18 protein-coding genes are annotated in these 15,699 nt (G+C 70.9%); 3 read left to right on the forward strand and 15 right to left on the reverse strand.

Annotation, left to right across the window (positions count from 1 at the left end; genetic code table 11):
* The 11 genes from VG899_13405 to VG899_13455 all read right to left on the reverse strand — a co-directional run bounded on the left by VG899_13405 (position 1) and on the right by VG899_13455 (position 10,938).
* Positions 1-588 (reverse strand): helix-turn-helix domain-containing protein, encoded by a 588-nt coding sequence (locus tag VG899_13405; protein HWA67351.1) that lies wholly within the window; start codon positions 586-588, stop codon positions 1-3.
* A 15-nt stretch (positions 589-603) separates the two neighbouring features.
* Positions 604-1,041 (reverse strand): helix-turn-helix domain-containing protein, encoded by a 438-nt coding sequence (locus VG899_13410; GenBank protein ID HWA67352.1) that lies wholly within the window; start codon positions 1,039-1,041, stop codon positions 604-606.
* Between the two features lie 9 nt (positions 1,042-1,050).
* Positions 1,051-1,548 (reverse strand): CinA family protein, encoded by a 498-nt coding sequence (locus tag VG899_13415; protein ID HWA67353.1) that lies wholly within the window; start codon positions 1,546-1,548, stop codon positions 1,051-1,053.
* On the reverse strand, positions 1,524-2,123 hold the full coding sequence (pgsA, locus tag VG899_13420; protein HWA67354.1) for a CDP-diacylglycerol--glycerol-3-phosphate 3-phosphatidyltransferase: 600 nt from the start codon (positions 2,121-2,123) through the stop codon (positions 1,524-1,526). The genes VG899_13415 and pgsA overlap by 25 nt, the downstream gene beginning before the upstream one ends.
* 59 nt (positions 2,124-2,182) lie before the next feature.
* Positions 2,183-3,574 carry a 30S ribosomal protein S12 methylthiotransferase RimO gene (rimO, locus tag VG899_13425; protein ID HWA67355.1) on the reverse strand — a complete coding sequence of 464 codons (1,392 nt, stop codon included), beginning with the start codon at positions 3,572-3,574 and terminating at the stop codon, positions 2,183-2,185.
* A gap of 31 nt (positions 3,575-3,605) precedes the next feature.
* On the reverse strand, positions 3,606-4,376 hold the full coding sequence (locus tag VG899_13430; GenBank protein ID HWA67356.1) for a helix-turn-helix domain-containing protein: 771 nt from the start codon (positions 4,374-4,376) through the stop codon (positions 3,606-3,608).
* A gap of 55 nt (positions 4,377-4,431) precedes the next feature.
* Entirely contained in the window at positions 4,432-6,948 is a 2,517-nt protein-coding gene (locus tag VG899_13435) for a DNA translocase FtsK 4TM domain-containing protein (GenBank protein ID HWA67357.1), read from the reverse strand.
* 53 nt (positions 6,949-7,001) lie between these two features.
* A complete protein-coding gene (locus VG899_13440; protein HWA67358.1) occupies positions 7,002-8,690 on the reverse strand; it encodes a ribonuclease J in 1,689 nt (562 codons plus the stop codon).
* Between the two features lie 7 nt (positions 8,691-8,697).
* Complete coding sequence (gene dapA, locus VG899_13445) at positions 8,698-9,552, reverse strand: 4-hydroxy-tetrahydrodipicolinate synthase (protein ID HWA67359.1); 855 nt, start codon at positions 9,550-9,552, stop codon at positions 8,698-8,700.
* Between the two features lie 69 nt (positions 9,553-9,621).
* The gene (locus VG899_13450; GenBank protein ID HWA67360.1) at positions 9,622-10,137 is read right to left on the reverse strand and encodes a dihydrofolate reductase; all 516 of its coding nucleotides are present in this window, start codon (positions 10,135-10,137) and stop codon (positions 9,622-9,624) included.
* Between the two features lie 3 nt (positions 10,138-10,140).
* The gene (locus VG899_13455) at positions 10,141-10,938 is read right to left on the reverse strand and encodes a thymidylate synthase (GenBank protein ID HWA67361.1); all 798 of its coding nucleotides are present in this window, start codon (positions 10,936-10,938) and stop codon (positions 10,141-10,143) included.
* Positions 10,939-10,982: 44 nt separating this feature from the next.
* On the opposite strand from VG899_13455, the gene VG899_13460 reads away from it, so the two are divergent.
* A complete protein-coding gene (locus tag VG899_13460; protein ID HWA67362.1) occupies positions 10,983-11,525 on the forward strand; it encodes a DoxX family protein in 543 nt (180 codons plus the stop codon).
* A gap of 12 nt (positions 11,526-11,537) precedes the next feature.
* Here VG899_13460 and VG899_13465 read toward each other — a convergent pair whose 3' ends face one another.
* A complete protein-coding gene (locus VG899_13465) occupies positions 11,538-11,885 on the reverse strand; it encodes a metallopeptidase family protein (protein ID HWA67363.1) in 348 nt (115 codons plus the stop codon).
* Between the two features lie 45 nt (positions 11,886-11,930).
* On the opposite strand from VG899_13465, the gene VG899_13470 reads away from it, so the two are divergent.
* Together VG899_13470 and VG899_13475 are read left to right on the forward strand one after the other, a co-directional pair.
* Positions 11,931-12,152, forward strand: coding sequence for a hypothetical protein (locus VG899_13470; GenBank protein ID HWA67364.1), 222 nt, complete (start codon positions 11,931-11,933; stop codon positions 12,150-12,152).
* A 12-nt stretch (positions 12,153-12,164) separates the two neighbouring features.
* Positions 12,165-13,310 carry an aminotransferase class V-fold PLP-dependent enzyme gene (locus VG899_13475; protein HWA67365.1) on the forward strand — a complete coding sequence of 382 codons (1,146 nt, stop codon included), beginning with the start codon at positions 12,165-12,167 and terminating at the stop codon, positions 13,308-13,310.
* Here the strand turns inward: VG899_13475 and dapB are convergent.
* The 3 genes from dapB to VG899_13490 form a co-directional block, all read right to left on the reverse strand.
* Positions 13,293-14,024, reverse strand: coding sequence for a 4-hydroxy-tetrahydrodipicolinate reductase (gene dapB / locus VG899_13480; protein ID HWA67366.1), 732 nt, complete (start codon positions 14,022-14,024; stop codon positions 13,293-13,295). The genes VG899_13475 and dapB overlap by 18 nt on opposite strands.
* On the reverse strand, positions 14,021-15,355 hold the full coding sequence (locus VG899_13485; protein ID HWA67367.1) for a pitrilysin family protein: 1,335 nt from the start codon (positions 15,353-15,355) through the stop codon (positions 14,021-14,023). The genes dapB and VG899_13485 overlap by 4 nt, the downstream gene beginning before the upstream one ends.
* Before the next feature lie 2 nt (positions 15,356-15,357).
* The coding region (locus VG899_13490; GenBank protein ID HWA67368.1) for a S1 RNA-binding domain-containing protein at positions 15,358-15,699 on the reverse strand (342 nt) is incomplete at its 5' end.

The raw sequence follows: 15,699 nt of genomic DNA on the forward strand, positions 1-15,699 counted from the left end.
TCAGCCCGGACCAGCGGTGATGCCGGCGGCGACGATCGAGGCCTGAGCGGTCGCGTCGGTCGCGGGCGCCGCGACGAAGCTGACCAGCCAGCGCAGCACCGTGTCGATCCCGGCGTTGCTGGTCGCGGCGCCGGAGGCGATGAGGACGTCGCGCACCGTCGAGCGGGCCAGCCGCCACAACGGGTGGTCGGTGGGCGTCATCAGGACGGCGAGGGTGCCCGGCTCCTCCGCTGCGATGCGACGCAGCGCGGGATGGGCTCCGAGCCGCTCCGCGGCCAACGCCAGCGCCTCAGCCAGGTCCTCTCGCGCGGCCATCCCGCATTCGGCGGCGAGGCCACGGATCCCGGCGTCGATGGCGGCCGCGTAGACGGCCTCCTTCGCCCGGAAGTGGTTGTAGAGCGTCCCTTTCGCAATGCCGGCCAGCGAGGCGATGTCGGCCATCGTCGCCTTGCGAGCCCCGTGCTTCTCGACGGCGCGCGCCGCACCGTCGAGCACCGCCGCGCGGGTGCGTGCCATCGCGTTGCCGGCCCGCGAGTGCACACCTGCCTCGCGAACCGGCGCCGCGGAAGCGAAGTGCGGTGAGGCCATCGACGACGTTGCCGGCTAGGCAGCGACGATGTGGGTAGCGGCGAAGCCGATGGTCGCGACCGGGACGACCGGCTTGACGTCCGGCTGCGGCGTCGGGCGCGCCGGGTGATGCGGCGGGATGCCGGCGACCGGGCGGACCGAGACCTGCGGGACCGGCAGCATCGCCGTCCGTGGCGCCGCCGACGCGGCGAAGCCGACCGGAGCCAGCCGGACCCGCCGCTCCTCGCGCGCGAGGTCGTCGCTGACCTCACGCAACACGTCGGCCAGGCTCACCTCGAGAGCACCGCAGATCGCGGCGAGCAGCTCGCTCGATGCCTCCTTGCGACCGCGCTCGACCTCCGACAGATACCCGAGCGAGACCCCCGCCGAGGTGCTGACGTCACGCAGCGTGCGCGACTGGCGGATGCGGTGGCGGCGAAGGACATCGCCGAGCAGACGTCGCAGCAAGACCATGCATCAAAGTTACTCGCCGTCGGCGAGCCTTGCGCCGAGCGCACGCAACCCTTCGCGGCAGCTCGCCACTCTGATCACTTCCCGCTCGCCCGACAGCAGCAGCGACACCACGTCGGTGCCGCGTGGGCCGGCAACCGCGACGTAAACCGTCCCGACCGGCTTCCCGTCCTGCGGCTGCGGGCCGGCGACGCCGGTGAAGGCCAGCCCCCAGGTGGCACCGAGCCGGGACCGCACGCCTTCGGCCATCGCAGTGGCGACGTCCGGATCGACCGCGCCGCGTTGCGCGAGCAGGCCGTCAGGCACCCCGAGCAGCTGGTGCTTGACGTCGGTGGCGTAGCTGATCACCCCGCCGCGATAGGAGGCCGACGCGCCGGGCACCGCGGTGATCGTCGCTCCCACGACGCCGCCGGTCAGCGACTCGGCCGTGGCGAGGGTCTCCCCGCGCTCACGCAACGCGGCGAGCACCTCGGCGGCGAGCGCGGTCAGCTCTGCCGCAGCCGCTTCCACGCCGCCCTCGCGCTCGTACGGCGAAGCCGTACCGCCCTCGAGATGTAGTCGATGCCGGTGGCGACCGTCAGCACCAGCGCGAGCCCCATGACCCAGAACCGGCCGGTCGCCCACGCCCCGTGCAACGGCAGTACGTAGAGCCCGATCGCGATGTTCTGCACCAGCGTCTTGGCCTTCCCGCCACGGCTTGCCGGGATCACGCCGTGGCGGATGACGACGACGCGAAGCACCGTGATCCCGAGCTCGCGCACCAGCACGACCGCGGCCACCCACCACGGCAGGTCCCCCAGCGCAGCGAGCCCGAGCAGCGCCGCGCCGGTCAACGCCTTGTCGGCGATGGGGTCGGCGATCTTGCCGAGGTCGGTGACCAGGTCGCGGCGGCGCGCGAGATCACCGTCGACCAGATCGGTCACACACGCCGTCGCGAACGCGACGAACGCCCACTCCCGCCAGCCGGTCGCGTGCCCGCCGCGGGCGAGCAGCAAGGCGACGAAGACCGGGACCAGCAGCAGCCGCACCCCGGTCAGGATGTTGGCGATGTTGACGATCGGCGCGTTGCTGACCGGATCGCCCATCTGATCCGGCTTGGGCTGGGGCGGGTGCAACCGCGGAATGCCCGGCGGAAGGGTTCCGCTCACTGCGGCCCGGAGCCGAGCGGCTCGGCAATCAGATCCACGCCGGCCGAGCCGACGACGGCCGCCCCAACGATCGCGCCGACCTCGACGTCGGTGAGCCCGGGCAGCGCGACCGAGCCGTCCACTTCGGGCGCCTGGTGTTCTGCGCGGCCTTCGGCGCCGTCAGCGTCGACGGTCTCGACCAGCACGTGCACCGTCTCCCCGATCCGGTCCTCCGCGCGCTGTGCGGTGAGCTCCTCGGCCAGCGCGGTCAGCCGCTCGACGCGTTCGGCGATCAGCGCGGCCGGCACCTTGTCGGGCAGCCCCACGGCTTCGGTGCCGTCCTCGTCGGAGTAGCCGAACACGCCGACCACGTCGAGGCGTGCCTGTTCGAGGAAGCTCACCAGCTCGGCGAAGTCCGCCTCGGTCTCACCCGGGAAGCCGACGATGACGTTGCTGCGAATGCCCGCCGACGGGGCGCGCAACCGGATCGCCTCGATGAGGTCGATGAACCGGTCCGTGCCGCCGAACCGACGCATCCGCCGCAGCAGCGACTCGCTCGCGTGCTGGAACGACACGTCGAAGTAGGCGGCGACACCCGGCGTCTCGGCGATCGCGTCGAGCAGCGTCGGGCGTACCTCCGCCGGCTGGAGGTAGGACAGCCGAACCCGCGACACCCCGGGTACGCCGGCCAGCCGCGGCAGCAGTCGCTCCAGCGCCTGGAGGTCGCCGAGGTCCTTGCCGTAGGACGTGGAGTTCTCGCTGACCAGGAACAGCTCTCGCGCGCCGTGGTCGGCGAGCCACTGCGCCTCGGCGACGATGTCGTCAGGCGGCCGTGAGACGAAGGCGCCGCGAAACGACGGGATGGCGCAGAACGCGCAGCGCCGATCGCAGCCCGACGCGAGCTTCAGCGGCGCGACCGGGTCGCCCGACAACCGCCGGCGCAGCACCGACTTGGGGCCCCCGGCGTGCCCGGGAATGCCGACGTCGAGCGATCCGCCCGGGCGCTCGACAGGCGTGAGCGGGAGCAGGCTACGCCGGTCCCTGGGCTCATGCGCGGTGAGTGGCCGGCCGGCGACGACGTCGTCGAGACGATCCGCGATCTGCGCGTAGTCGTCGAAGCCGAGGACCGCGACCTCCGGCAGCTCGCCGGCCAGGCCGGCGCCGTACCGCTCGGCCAGGCAACCCACCGCAACCACCGGGCGGCCGCCTTCTGCCGCATCGAGCAGCGTCTCGATGCTGTCGCGTTTCGCCGCCTCGATGAACCCGCACGTGTTGACCATCACCGCGTCGGCCGCGTCGACGTCGTCGGTGAGCTGCCAACCGCCGACCTCGAGCCGCGCGGCGAGCTCTTCGGAGTCGACCTCGTTACGACCGCAGCCCAAGGTGACGAGAGCAACGGACCGGGGCACCGATCCAGCCTAACGACCGGCGAAACGGACCTCAGGCCGGTTGGATCGTGTCCGATCCGGGCTCAACGCTGCCGCGGGCAACGCTGCCGTCCGACGGCGGGGTGCCGACGTCGTGACCGTTGACCACCAGATCGACCGCCGGAGCGTTGCCGATGACGTACTGCAGGCCGCCCTCCGCCGCGAAGAGCTTGTGCGAACCCGCCGGCAACGTGTCCTCGAAGATCAGCGATCCGTTCTGCGCCTTGATCTCGAGCCACGTGGGCGCCTCGAGGACCCGCACCACCATCGTGGCCTTGGTCGGCGGGATCGCGGCCACCGTGGTCGGCGGCGGCGAGGCCGGCGTGGGCTGGTGGGTGACGACGACGCCGCGAGACGAGGCGGCGGTCGGGCTCGGCGACTTGCTGCCGTGCGAGTGGCTGAGGATCAGCCCGACGAGGGCCAGCACGCACACCGCGGCGAGTGCGATGCCCATGGCCGCTGTCCAGTTGGGCCGCCCTCGGTTCTGGGTGCGGGCGAGCAGCTCGGTGTCGGTCGGTTGCGGCGCCACGCTGGCAGCGACCGGCGGCAGCTCGCCGTGGTGGGTCGCGTCGTACTCCGCGACGATCGGCGCGGGATCGAGGCCGAGCACCCGGGCGATGCTGCGCAGGTGACCGCGCGCGTAGACCGCGCCGCCGCACGGCCCGAAGTCGTCACGCTCGATGGCGGCGATCAGCGAGGCGCGGATGCGGGTGTCGGCGGCCACGTCGTCCAGCGACAGCCCTAGGGAGCGCCGGGCGCTCGACAGGGTTTCGCCGACGGACACGGGAAGACCGGCCTTCGTTGACAGTGGGACGCAGGAGAAAAGTCTAGGACTGGGGTCAAACCCCACGCAAAGTGGTGAGAATGCCCTCGAGGTCGTCCGGACGCACCAGAACGTCGCGTGCCTTCGAGCCCTCGCTCGGCCCCACGACACCGCGGCTCTCCATGAGATCCATGAGCCGACCGGCCTTGGCGAACCCGACGCGCAGCTTGCGCTGCAACATCGACGTCGAGCCGAACTGGGTGGTCACGACCAGCTCGATCGCCTGGCAGAGCAGGTTGAGATCGTCGCCGATCTCGCTGTCGATGTCGCGTCGTGGTGCGGCGTTTTCGAGGATGTCCTCGCGGTAGACAGGCTCCATCTGCTTCTTGCAGTGCGCGACGACCGCCTCGATCTCGGCGTCGGAGACGTAGGCGCCCTGCAGTCGCATGGGCTTGCTCTCCCCCATCGGAAGGAACAGCGCGTCGCCGCCGCCGACCAGCTTCTCCGCGCCGGGCTGATCGAGGATGACGCGGGAGTCGGTGAGGCTGGCGGTGGCGAAGGCGAGCCGGCTCGGGACGTTCGCCTTGATCAGGCCGGTCACCACGTCGACACTCGGCCGCTGGGTGGCGAGCACGAGGTGGATGCCCGCGGCCCGGGCGAGCTGGGTGATCCGCACGACCGACTCCTCGACGTCGCGCGGGGCCACCATCATCAAGTCGGCGAGCTCGTCGACGATGACCAGCAGGTACGGGTAGGTCGTGTAGGAGCGGTCGCTGCCGGGTGGCGAAGTCAGCTTGTTGGCGCGGACTCTGGCGTTGAAGTCGTCGATGTGGCGTACGCCGGCGGCTTCCATGTCGTCGTAGCGCAGCTCCATCTCGCGCACGACCCAGGCCAGCGACTCGGCGGCCTTCTTCGGATTGGTGATGATGGGCGTGATCAGGTGCGGGATGCCCTGGTAGGTCGACAGCTCGACCCGCTTCGGGTCGATGAGCACCAGCCGGACCTCTTCCGGTGTCGCCCGGGCAAGGACCGAGGTGATCAGCGCGTTGATGCACGTGCTCTTGCCGGCGCCGGTCGCGCCCGCGATCAGCATGTGCGGCATCTTCGCGAGGTTCGCGGCGATGAAGCGGCCCTCGACGTCCTTGCCGAGCGCCACGACCAGCGGATGGTGGTCCCGGGTGACGACCGGGGCCCGGAGCACGTCGCCGAGGCTGACGGTCTCGCGATCGGTGTTGGGGATCTCGATGCCGATGGCCGACTTCCCCGGGATGACGTCGATGATGCGTACGTCGGGGCTCTTGACGGCGTAGGCGATGTTGCGCAACAACGCCTTGATCCGCTCGACCTTCACGGCTTGCCCGAGCTCGACCTCGTAGCGCGTCACGGTCGGACCGCGGCTGAACCCGACGACGGTGGCGTCCACGTCGAACTCGGCGAACACCTGGGTCAGCGCCTCGATGACGGCGTCGTTGACCTTGCTGCGCGCTTTGGGTGCACTGCCCTCGCGCAGCAGCGTGATCGCCGGCAGCTGATAGGCGCCGTCGTCGAGCTTGAGCTGCGCTGGTCGCGCGGCAGCAGCGGCACGTGACGGGGCAGACGGCAACGGCCCGGTCGCGGCGTCCGTCGCGGCCACACCGGACGCCACGTCGGGCAGGGTGATGACCTGGGTCGGCGCATCGTCGGGCTTGGGCTTGTCCTCGGACAGCACGGGAGAGGCGGCGAACGGCGCGTCCTCGTCGGTCGATGCCACCGACGCGTGACGCTTCCTGCCCCGCTTGAGCGGCTCGGTCACCTGCGTGCCGGCGTCGAGGTCGATGACCTGCGGGTCGTCCTTCCGCCGGTGACGCAGTGCGCGCAGCCGGTCGGGCACGGCGTGCAGCGGCGTACCGGTGACGACGAGCAGACCGAACACCGCGACGAGTCCGAGCAGCGGGATCGCGAGGTACGCCGTGACGGCGGAGGACAGCGGAGAGCCGGCGAGTACGCCGACCAGCCCGCCTGCGCCGCGGCGTGCGGCTTCCCGCGAAGGGTCACCGTGGGCGAGGTCGAGGATGCCGAGGTAGCCGGCGGCGGTCGCGATCCAGCCGATGACGACCCGGCCGCGAGGGGTGTCCTCCGGGGCCGGGCGGCGCAGCAGTCGCCAGGCGGCCACGCCGAGCGCGACCGGCAGCAGCATCACGCCGGAGCCGATGAGGGTGCGCAGCGCGACCGTCAGGTCGTGGCCGGCCGGTCCCGCCGCGCCCGCCCAGGCCCCTACCGCGATGACGAGCGCGGCAGCGAGCGAGGCGAGCCCGGCACCGTCGCGCCGGTGAGCCGGGTCGAGGTCGCGGGCGCCCCCTCCGACGCTGCGGGCGGTGCCACCGACCGCGCGCGCCACGAGCATCCAGACGGCGGAGAGCAGCCGGCCGAGCGCACGGAACAACCGCACCGTCAGCCCGGGCTGGCTGCGACGGGCAGGTGGCCGCCGGGCCGTGGTCGGGCGGGTGCGCGCCGAGGTCGAACGGGCGCGCGTCGCCGTGCTGCGCGCCGAGCTGCTGGACGGCTTGCGCGTAGCGGCGCCGGACCGCGGGCGCGCTGGCGCCTTGGTAGCCATCCGCCGACCATAACCCCTGTGTCACACGCGTCACATGAGCCACGCGGCAGGCGCTACACCTCCAGGACCACCGGGATGATCATCGGGCGGCGCCGGGAGGTGTCGCTGACCCACTTGCCGACCACCCGGCGTACCCGTTGCTGCAGCTCGTGGCGGTCCGTCGCGCCCTCGCGCCCGGCCGCCGCCAAGGACTCCTCGACCAACGGCACGACCGCCTCGAAGGCTGCGGGGTCCTCGGAGAAGCCTCGCGCGAAGATCTCGGGCGGCGCGGCGACCTTGCCGGTCACGGAGTCCACCACGACGACGATCGTGACGAAGCCGTCGCCGCCGAGGATCAGGCGGTCCTTGAGCGACTGCTCGCCGACGTCGCCCACTCCGCGGCCGTCGACGTAGACGTAGCCGGCCGGGATCGCCCCCACAATTGTGGCCCGTCCGTCGACCAGGTCGACGACCACGCCGTCCTCGGCGAGCACCACGTTGCGGCGTGGCACGCCGCTGGCGACGGCAAGCTCGGCGTGCGCTCGCAGGTGGCGCCACTCGCCGTGGATCGGCATGACGTTGGACGGCCGGGTCATGTTCAGCACGTAGAGCAGCTCGCCGGCGGGAGCGTGCCCGGAGACGTGGACCAGCGCCGTCTCCTTCGAGATGACGTGCGCGCCGAGCCGGTTGAGCCCGTTGATGACCCGGAACACCGCACTCTCGTTGCCGGGGACGAGTGAGGAGGCCAGTACGACGGTGTCGTCGGGCTCGATCCGGACCTGCGGGTGGTCGCGGTTGGCCATGCGGGACAGCGCGGACATCGGCTCGCCCTGGGAGCCGGTCGAGATCATCAGGACCTGCTCGGGCGGCAGCTGCTCGATCTCGTTGAGGTCGGCGACGAGCCCAGGCGGAATCTCCAGGTACCCGAGGTCGCGCGCGATGCCCATGTTCCGGACCATCGATCGCCCGATGAACGCCACGCGGCGGTGGTGCGCGGCGGCGGCGTCGAGCACCTGCTGCACCCGGTGCACGTGGGAGGCGAAGCAGGCGACGATGATCCGTCGCTTCGCGCCCCGGAACACGTCGTCGAGCACCGGCCCGATCTCCCGCTCCGCGGTCACGAAGCCCGGCACCTCGGCGTTGGTCGAGTCGCTCATCAGCAGGTCGACGCCCTCGGCGCCCAGGCGCGCCCAGCCGCCGAGATCGGTGATCCGGCCGTCGAGCGGGAGCTGGTCCATCTTGAAGTCGCCGGTGTGCAGGACGGTTCCGGCGCCGGTGCGCAGGGCGACCCCGAGCGCGTCGGGGATGGAGTGGTTGACCGCGAAGAACTCGCACTCGAACGGACCGAGCCGCTCGACCTGGCCCTCGCGCACCTCGAGGGTGAGCGGCTCGATGCGATGCTCGCGAAGCTTGCCCTCGACGAGCGCCAGCGTCAGCCGGGAGCCGACCAGCGGGACGTCCGGCTTCTCCCGGAGCAGATAAGGCACGGCGCCGATGTGGTCCTCGTGGCCGTGGGTGAGGACGATCGCGTCGAGGTCGTCCCAACGGTCACGCAGGTAGGAGAAGTCCGGGAGGATCAAGTCGATCCCGGGCTGCTCGGTCTCCGGGAACAGCACGCCGCAGTCCACGATCAGCAGCCGGCCGGCGTGCTCGAAGACCGTCATGTTCCGCCCGATCTCGCCGATCCCGCCGAGCGCGACGATGCGCAGGCCGTGGGCGGCTAGCGGCGGGGGCGGGCCGAGCTCCGGATGCGGGTGGGACAACGGTCGCTCAGACCGCGAGCCCGGCGGCGCGCAGGTCTTCCCGCAACAGCTCGACCTGTTCGGCAGTGGCGTCGACCAGCGGCGGCCGAGTGGTGCGGTTTGCCAGCAGGCCGAGCAGCTCCAGCGCGGCCTTGGCCATGATGGCGCCCTGCGTGCGCGTCATGATGCCGATGATCGCGGGCCAGACGTCGGCGTTGCGCCGCCGGGCCTCGGCGAGGTCGCCGCGAGCGACCGCCGCGGCGAGGGCGACGAGCTGCGGGCTGCAGACGTGTGAGACGACGCTGACCATGCCGACCGCGCCGACGGCGAGCAGCGGCAGGTTGAGCAGGTCGTCGCCGGAGTAGTAGGCGAGGTCGGTCTTGGCGATCACCTCGGTCGAGGCCGCGAGATCGCCCTTCGCATCCTTCACCGCGACGACGCGAGGGTGATCGGCGAGGCGCAACAGCGTCTCGGTGGCGATGGGCACGCCGCTGCGGCCTGGGATGTCGTAGAGCATCGACGGCAGCCCGGTCGCGTCGGCCACCGACGTGAAGTGCGCGAGCAGTCCGGCCTGGGGTGGCTTCGAGTAGTACGGCGTCACGACGAGTACGCCGGCGGCGCCCGCCTTCTCGGCGTGCTTCGCCCGCTCGACGGTGTGCGCGGTGTCGTTGGTGCCGACGCCTGCGACGACGTGTGCTCGGTCACCTACCGCCTCGACGACCGTGCGCAGCAGGCGATCCTGCTCGTCGTCGGAGGTCGTCGGCGACTCCCCCGTCGTACCGCTGATCACCAGGCCGTCGTTGCCGGCGTCCACCAGCTGCATCGCGAGGCGGGCGGCGGCGTCGAGGTCGAGCGCGCCATCCGCCGTGAAGGGCGTGACCATCGCGGTCAGCAAGGTGCCGAACGGCGCGGTCACGTCCACCACCCACTCTCGCCCTTGATTCGAAGCCGGCTACGCCGGCGCTGTCCCACTCGACGGTATCGCGGCGGGCCGAACGAAGGTCGCGCATTTGAAGCGCAAGCCGCTCGCCGAGGTCTGCCAGCCGAGGTCGGCCGACTGCTGCCACGTGGCGTCGATGGGCGGGGCGTAGACGTCACCGGGGCAGCACAGGTCGACATAGGTCACCTCGAGCCGGTCGGCCAACGGCAGCGCGGCCGCATACACCGCGGCACCGCCCACGACCCACAGGTCGCCGGTGGTCGCTGCGACCGCGGCATCGAGCGAGGACATTCGCTCTGCACCGTCGGCGGTCCATCGCTCGTCAGAGGTCAGGACGAGGTTGCGCCGGCCGGGCAGCGGCCGGACGGATGGCGGCAGCGACTCCCAGGTCAACCGGCCCATCAGCACGGTGGCGCCCATCGTGAGCGACTTGAACCTCGCCTGGTCCTCGGGCAGTCGCCACGGAATGCCACCCGCATCGCCGATGACCCCGTTGTCGGCCTGCGCCCAGATGAGCGCGACGCTCATGGCTCAGACCGCGACCGGCGCCGAGATCGCCGGATGGTGCTCGTAACCGATGAGCTCGAGGTCCTCGTAGCGGTAGTCGAACAGCGAGTCGGCTCGGCGTACCTCGATGCGCGGGAAGGGCAGTGGTTCGCGGGAGAGCTGCTCGGCGACCTGCGCCTGATGGTTGTCGTAGATGTGGCAGTCGCCGCCGGTCCAGATGAACTCCCCCGGCGAGAACCCGGTCTGTTGCGCGACCAGGTGCACGAGCAGCGCGTAGCTGGCGATGTTGAACGGCACCCCGAGGAACAGGTCGGCGCTGCGCTGGTAGAGCTGGCAGGACACCCGCCCGTCGGCGACATAGAACTGGAACATCATGTGACACGGCGGCAGTGCCATCTCGCCGATCGCGGCGACGTTCCAGGCCGACACGATCATCCGGCGCGAGTCGGGATCGCGGCGCAGCGTGTCGATCACCTGGCTGATCTGGTCGATCGAGCGGCCGTCAGGAGCAGGCCACGACCGCCACTGCACGCCGTAGACCGGGCCGAGGTCCCCGTCGGCGTCGGCCCACTCGTCCCAGATCGTCACCCCGTTGTCCTGGAGCCACTTGACGTTGCCCTCGCCGCGGAGGAACCACAACAGCTCGATGGCCACCGACTTGAAGTGCACCCGCTTGGTCGTGATCAGCGGAAAGCCGTCGGCCAGGTCGTAGCGAAGCTGGTGGCCGAACACGCTGCGGGTGCCGGTGCCGGTGCGGTCGGACTTGTGCGTGCCGGTGGCAAGGACCCGCTGCAGCAGGTCCTCGTACTGGCGGTCGGGCATGAGCCTGACGTTACCTCCCTCCAGGGACGGGAATGACCCATGACATGAACACTGGACGCCTCGCGGCCCGACTCGTGATCGGTGGACTCTTCGTCGGCCACGGCCTGCAGAAGCTGCGCGGGAGCTTCGACGGTCCCGGCATCGAGGGCACCGCGCAGATGATGGACCAGATAGAGATGCGTCCGGCGGTGCCTCACGCGTACGCCGCGGGTGTGACGGAGACCGCTGGCGGGGCCATGCTGGCGCTCGGCGCTGCCACGCCGATCGCCGCCGCGTCGCTCATCGGCGTCATGATCACCGCGATCCGGAAGGTGCACGGCAAGAACGGTCCGTGGATCACCGATCGCGGCTGGGAGTACAACGCGGTGATGATCGCGGCGCTGCTCGCCATCGTCGACGGTGGTCCCGGGCCCGTCTCGATCGATGCGCTTAGGCGCAAGTCCTCACGCGGCCCGTTCGCGATGCTCGGCGCTCTCGCCCTCGGCGCTGCGGCATCGACGGTTGCGGTGGAGCTCGGTCGCAACGGCCAGCCGCGTCAGATCGACCTGACCAGCTACGAGCCCAAGCACGCCACGGCCGAAGCCTGACCGTCGGCGAGGCTAGGCCCAGCCGAGTTCGTGCAGCCGGGCGTCGTCGATGCCGAAGTGATGGGCCACCTCATGAACCACTGTCACCCGAACCTGCCGGACCACCTCGTCGAGCGTCCGGCACCGGCGCAGGATCGGTAGCCGGTAGATCGTGATCCGGTCGGGCATCACACCCGCATACGACGTCGTCGCCCGCCGAGTGAGCGGGATGCCCTGATAGAGCCCGAGCAGGTTGGGTGAGGCGCCGAGGTCCTCGACAGCCACTGACACGTTGCTCATCTCACGACGCAAGGGCTCCGGGATCCCCTCCAGCGCCAGCTCGACCAGCGTTCCGAAAGTGTCCTCGTCGACGTCCACCACGCATCCAGTGTGTGGCTGAGATCGCGCCTGGCCTACGGGCATCGGATGCGCGAGCGTCCGATCCGGTTGACTGGGGTCATGTGGTTCGCCCTGGTCGTCGCGATCATCGGCCTGGCCTGCGCGCTCTGGCCGGAAGCCCTCGTCCGCGGCGCCCGGGTCTACCGCGGCGCGATGCCGGAGCGCTCATCGAGGACGGTACGTGCCGCGCGAGCCGCCGGCGGCCTGCTGATCGTCGCCGCGCTGCTTATTGCACTTGCCGAGGGCTGACACCATTCAGGCGTGAGCCAGGTCGCGGAATGGTTGCTCGACCCTGAGGTCGCCTATCTCAACCACGGCGCGTTCGGCGCGCTGCCGCGCCAGGTGTGGGAGGCCGCAGGGGAACTGCGGCTGGAGATGGAGCGGGATCCGGCGGAGCTGCTGATCCGGCAGCTGCCGCGACGCCTCGACGAGGTGCGGGGCCGGTTGTGTGAGCTCCTTCGCGCGGAGGAGGCGGGCGCGGTGTTCGTCGCCAACGCGACGGCTGGGACCGCAACGGTGATCTCCTCACTCGCCGCTCCGTTCGAGGCCGGCGACGAGCTGCTCACGACCGACCACCGCTACGGCGCGATCGCCGCGCAGCTGGAGCGGTCGGCACGGGAGCGAGGCACCACGTCCGTCGTCGCGCACGTGCCGCTCGACGTGACGTCCCCGACCGAGGTCGTTGCAGCGATCACCGAACGGATCACGCCACGAACGAAGCTGCTCGTCGTCGACGGCATCGCGTCGCTGTCCGGGTTCGTGTTCCCGGTTCGCGAGATCGCCGCCGCCGCGCACGAGCTCGGCGTACCGGTCCTCATCGACGCCGCCCACTGCCCCGGACAGGTCGACGTCGACGTGCTCGGATCGGGCGTCGACTTCTGGGTCGGCAACCTCCACAAGTGGATCAACTCGCCGCGCGGCGCGGGGTTCCTCTACGTCGCACCGAGATGGCGTCAGACGATCCGGCCGCAGTCGGCGTCGCACGGCTTCGCCGGCTCGCTGCACGAAGCCTTCGACTGGACCGGCACGTTCGACCCGGTCACGATCCTGGCCGTGCCGGCGGCGCTCGACTTCTGGCAGCGCCACGGCGGGTGGGACGAGGTGCGCGCAACACAGCGCAGCATCGTCGACGACGGTGCCGCCCGCGTCGCGAAGGCGCTCGGCACTGAGGTGGCGATCGCCGACGAGTTCACCGCGGCGATGCGGATCATCGAGCTGCCCAAGGTGTTGGACGCCGACACGGCCCGCTCCCTCGAGACGACTCTCGCCGAGAGCTACCGCATCGAGCTGTCGTTGATGCCGTTGCACGGCAAGAGCTGGGCGCGGGTCTGCGGGCAGATCTACAACGAGCCGAGTGACTACGAGCGTCTCGGCGAGGCTCTGGTGGCGCTACTCCAGACCGAGTAGCCCGTCGATGCCCACGGTCAAGCCCGGTCGGGACGTGACGTTGCGCACCGCGAGCAGTACGCCCGGCATGAACGACTCGCGCGAGAGCGAGTCGTGGCGAATCGTCAACGTCTCTCCGTCACCGCCGAGCAGGACCTCCTGATGAGCGACGAGCCCGGCGAGGCGCACCGCGTGGATCCGCACATCGTTGACGTCGGCGCCCCTCGCGCCGGCGATCTCCTGGGTCGTTGCGTCGGGTGACTTCCGGCCGGCGCGCGCCTCGGCGATCAGCTCCGCGGTACGCCGTGCCGTGCCGCTCGGGGCGTCCACCTTGTTGGGGTGGTGCAGCTCGATGATCTCGACGGAGTCGAAGTACGGCGCCGCAACGGCGGCGAACCGCATCATGAGCACCGCCGCGATCCCGAAGTTGGGAGCGACCAGCACCCCGACGCTCGGCGCGTCGTCGAGCCGGCGGCGAAGCGTTGCCAGCCGGTCCTCGTCGAACCCGGTGGTACCGACCACGCAGTGCAGACCACGTTCGATGCACCACGCGAGGTTGTCCATGACGGCGGCCGGGGTGGTGAAGTCCACAACCACCTCCGCCGCGGTCAGCGGATCGCGCGGGTCGCCGACGTCGACGGCGGCGACGAGCGTAAGGTCGCTGGCGGCCTCGACGGCACGGCAGACCTCCGCGCCCATCCGGCCCTTCGCGCCGAGCACCCCGACCTTGGTCATGCGACGAACCGTTCGCCCTTGTTGTAAGGACCGATGACGGCGAGCGAAGTGGGCCGGGAGAACAAGTCGGCGGCGACCTCGCAGACATCGTCGAGGGTGACCGCATCGATCGCGGCGAGGACCTCGTCGACCGTCATCAGCTCGCCGTACACCAGCTCGCTCTTGCCGAGCCGGCTCATGCGCGAGCCGGTGTCCTCGAGGCCGAGCACGAACCCGCCGCGCATCTGACCGCGTCCGCGCTCGAGCTCGGCCGGTGTCAGACCCCGGTCGGCCACCAGCGACAGCTCCTCGCGGGAGAGGTCGAGCACCTGCTGCACCCGCTTCGGGTGGCAGCCCGCGTAGACGCCGAACATCCCCGCGTCGGCGTAGTGCGAAGCGAAGGAGTACACCGAGTACGCCAGGCCGTGGCGCTCGCGCACCGACTGGAACAGCCGCGACGACATGCCGCCCCCCACCGCGGCGTTGAGGACGCCGAGGGCGAACCGCCGATCGTCCGCGCGCGCCAGCCCGGCGCAGCCCAGCACCAGGTTCGCCTGCTCGGTCTGGCGGTGATGGACCAACGAGCCAACCGTGAAGGCGGGTGCCTTGCGGGCGGCCCGCGGAACCGCAGGCACTGCCGAGTCGTCGATCGCGACGTCCGCGAACGCCTTCTTCACCAGGCGGACGAGCTGCGCGTGGTCGATGTTGCCGGCGGCGGTGATCACGAGCTGCTGCGGCCGGTAGCGCCGCCGGTAGTAGCCGGCGACCGCGTTGCGGGTCATCGCCTCGATCGACTCGACCGACCCCAGCACCGGTCTGCCGAGCGCGTCCGAGGGCCAGACCAGCGAGGCGAACGTGTCGTGGACGGAGTCGCCCGGGTCGTCTTCGTGCATGGCGATCTCTTCGAGGATCACGCCGCGTTCGTTCTCGACCTCGGCGGAGGAGATGACCGAAGAGGTGACCATGTCGCAGATCACGTCGACCGCGATCGCCACGTCGACGTCGAGCACCCGGGCGTAGAAGCAGGTGTACTCCTTCGCGGTGAACGCGTTGAGCTCCCCGCCGACCTCGTCGAGCGCGGCGGAGATCTCCAGCGCGTCGCGCCGCTTGGTGCCCTTGAACAGCAGGTGCTCGAGGTAGTGCGAGGCACCGGACAGCGCCGGCGTCTCGTCCCGGGAACCGACCCCGATCCAAACGCCGAAAGCGACCGACCGTACGCCGGGAACCGTCTCCGAGAGCACCCGGATCCCGCCTGGCAGCACAGTCCGCCGCATCACCCCGCCGTCGGGCGAGGTGAGCAGCGTCTGCGTCGAACCGGGTCGCTGCGCCCGTCCGGCGAGGTCGACCGGCACGGTTACTCCGCGGCGGAGTCCGCTGCCGGCTCGGCGGCGTCGTCGAGCACCGGCACGAGCGACAGCTTGCCGCGCGGGTCGATCTCGCCGATCTCCACCTGCACCTTCTGGCCGACGGCCAGCACGTCCTCGACGTTCTCCACGCGCTTGCCGCCGGCCAGCTTGCGGATCTGCGAGATGTGCAGCAGCCCGTCCTTGCCCGGCATCAGCGACACGAAAGCGCCGAACGTCGTCGTCTTCACGACGGTGCCCAGGTAGCGCTCGCCGACCTCCGGCAGCTGCGGGGACACGATCGAACGGATCGCGCGCAGCGCGGCCTCCGCCGCCTCGCCGCCGACCGCCGA

The sequence above is a fragment of the Mycobacteriales bacterium genome, assembly GCA_035550055.1.
GTDB lineage: Bacteria > Actinomycetota > Actinomycetes > JAFAQI01 > JAFAQI01 > DASZTV01.

Excerpts from the sequence above, each read along its gene's own strand:
- VG899_13470 (HWA67364.1), top strand. The coding sequence starts at position 11,931 with ATGCGCGAGCGTCCGATCCGGTTGACTGGGGTCATGTGGTTCGCCCTG.
- VG899_13450 (HWA67360.1), bottom strand. The coding sequence starts at position 10,137 with ATGAGCGTCGCGCTCATCTGGGCGCAGGCCGACAACGGGGTCATCGGC.
- VG899_13410 (HWA67352.1), bottom strand. The coding sequence starts at position 1,041 with ATGGTCTTGCTGCGACGTCTGCTCGGCGATGTCCTTCGCCGCCACCGC.
- pgsA (HWA67354.1), bottom strand. The coding sequence starts at position 2,123 with ATGGGCGATCCGGTCAGCAACGCGCCGATCGTCAACATCGCCAACATC.
- VG899_13455 (HWA67361.1), bottom strand. The coding sequence starts at position 10,938 with ATGCCCGACCGCCAGTACGAGGACCTGCTGCAGCGGGTCCTTGCCACC.
- dapB (HWA67366.1), bottom strand. The coding sequence starts at position 14,024 with ATGACCAAGGTCGGGGTGCTCGGCGCGAAGGGCCGGATGGGCGCGGAG.
- VG899_13405 (HWA67351.1), bottom strand. The coding sequence starts at position 588 with ATGGCCTCACCGCACTTCGCTTCCGCGGCGCCGGTTCGCGAGGCAGGT.
- VG899_13435 (HWA67357.1), bottom strand. The coding sequence starts at position 6,948 with ATGGCTACCAAGGCGCCAGCGCGCCCGCGGTCCGGCGCCGCTACGCGC.
- dapA (HWA67359.1), bottom strand. The coding sequence starts at position 9,552 with ATGGTCACGCCCTTCACGGCGGATGGCGCGCTCGACCTCGACGCCGCC.
- VG899_13460 (HWA67362.1), top strand. The coding sequence starts at position 10,983 with ATGAACACTGGACGCCTCGCGGCCCGACTCGTGATCGGTGGACTCTTC.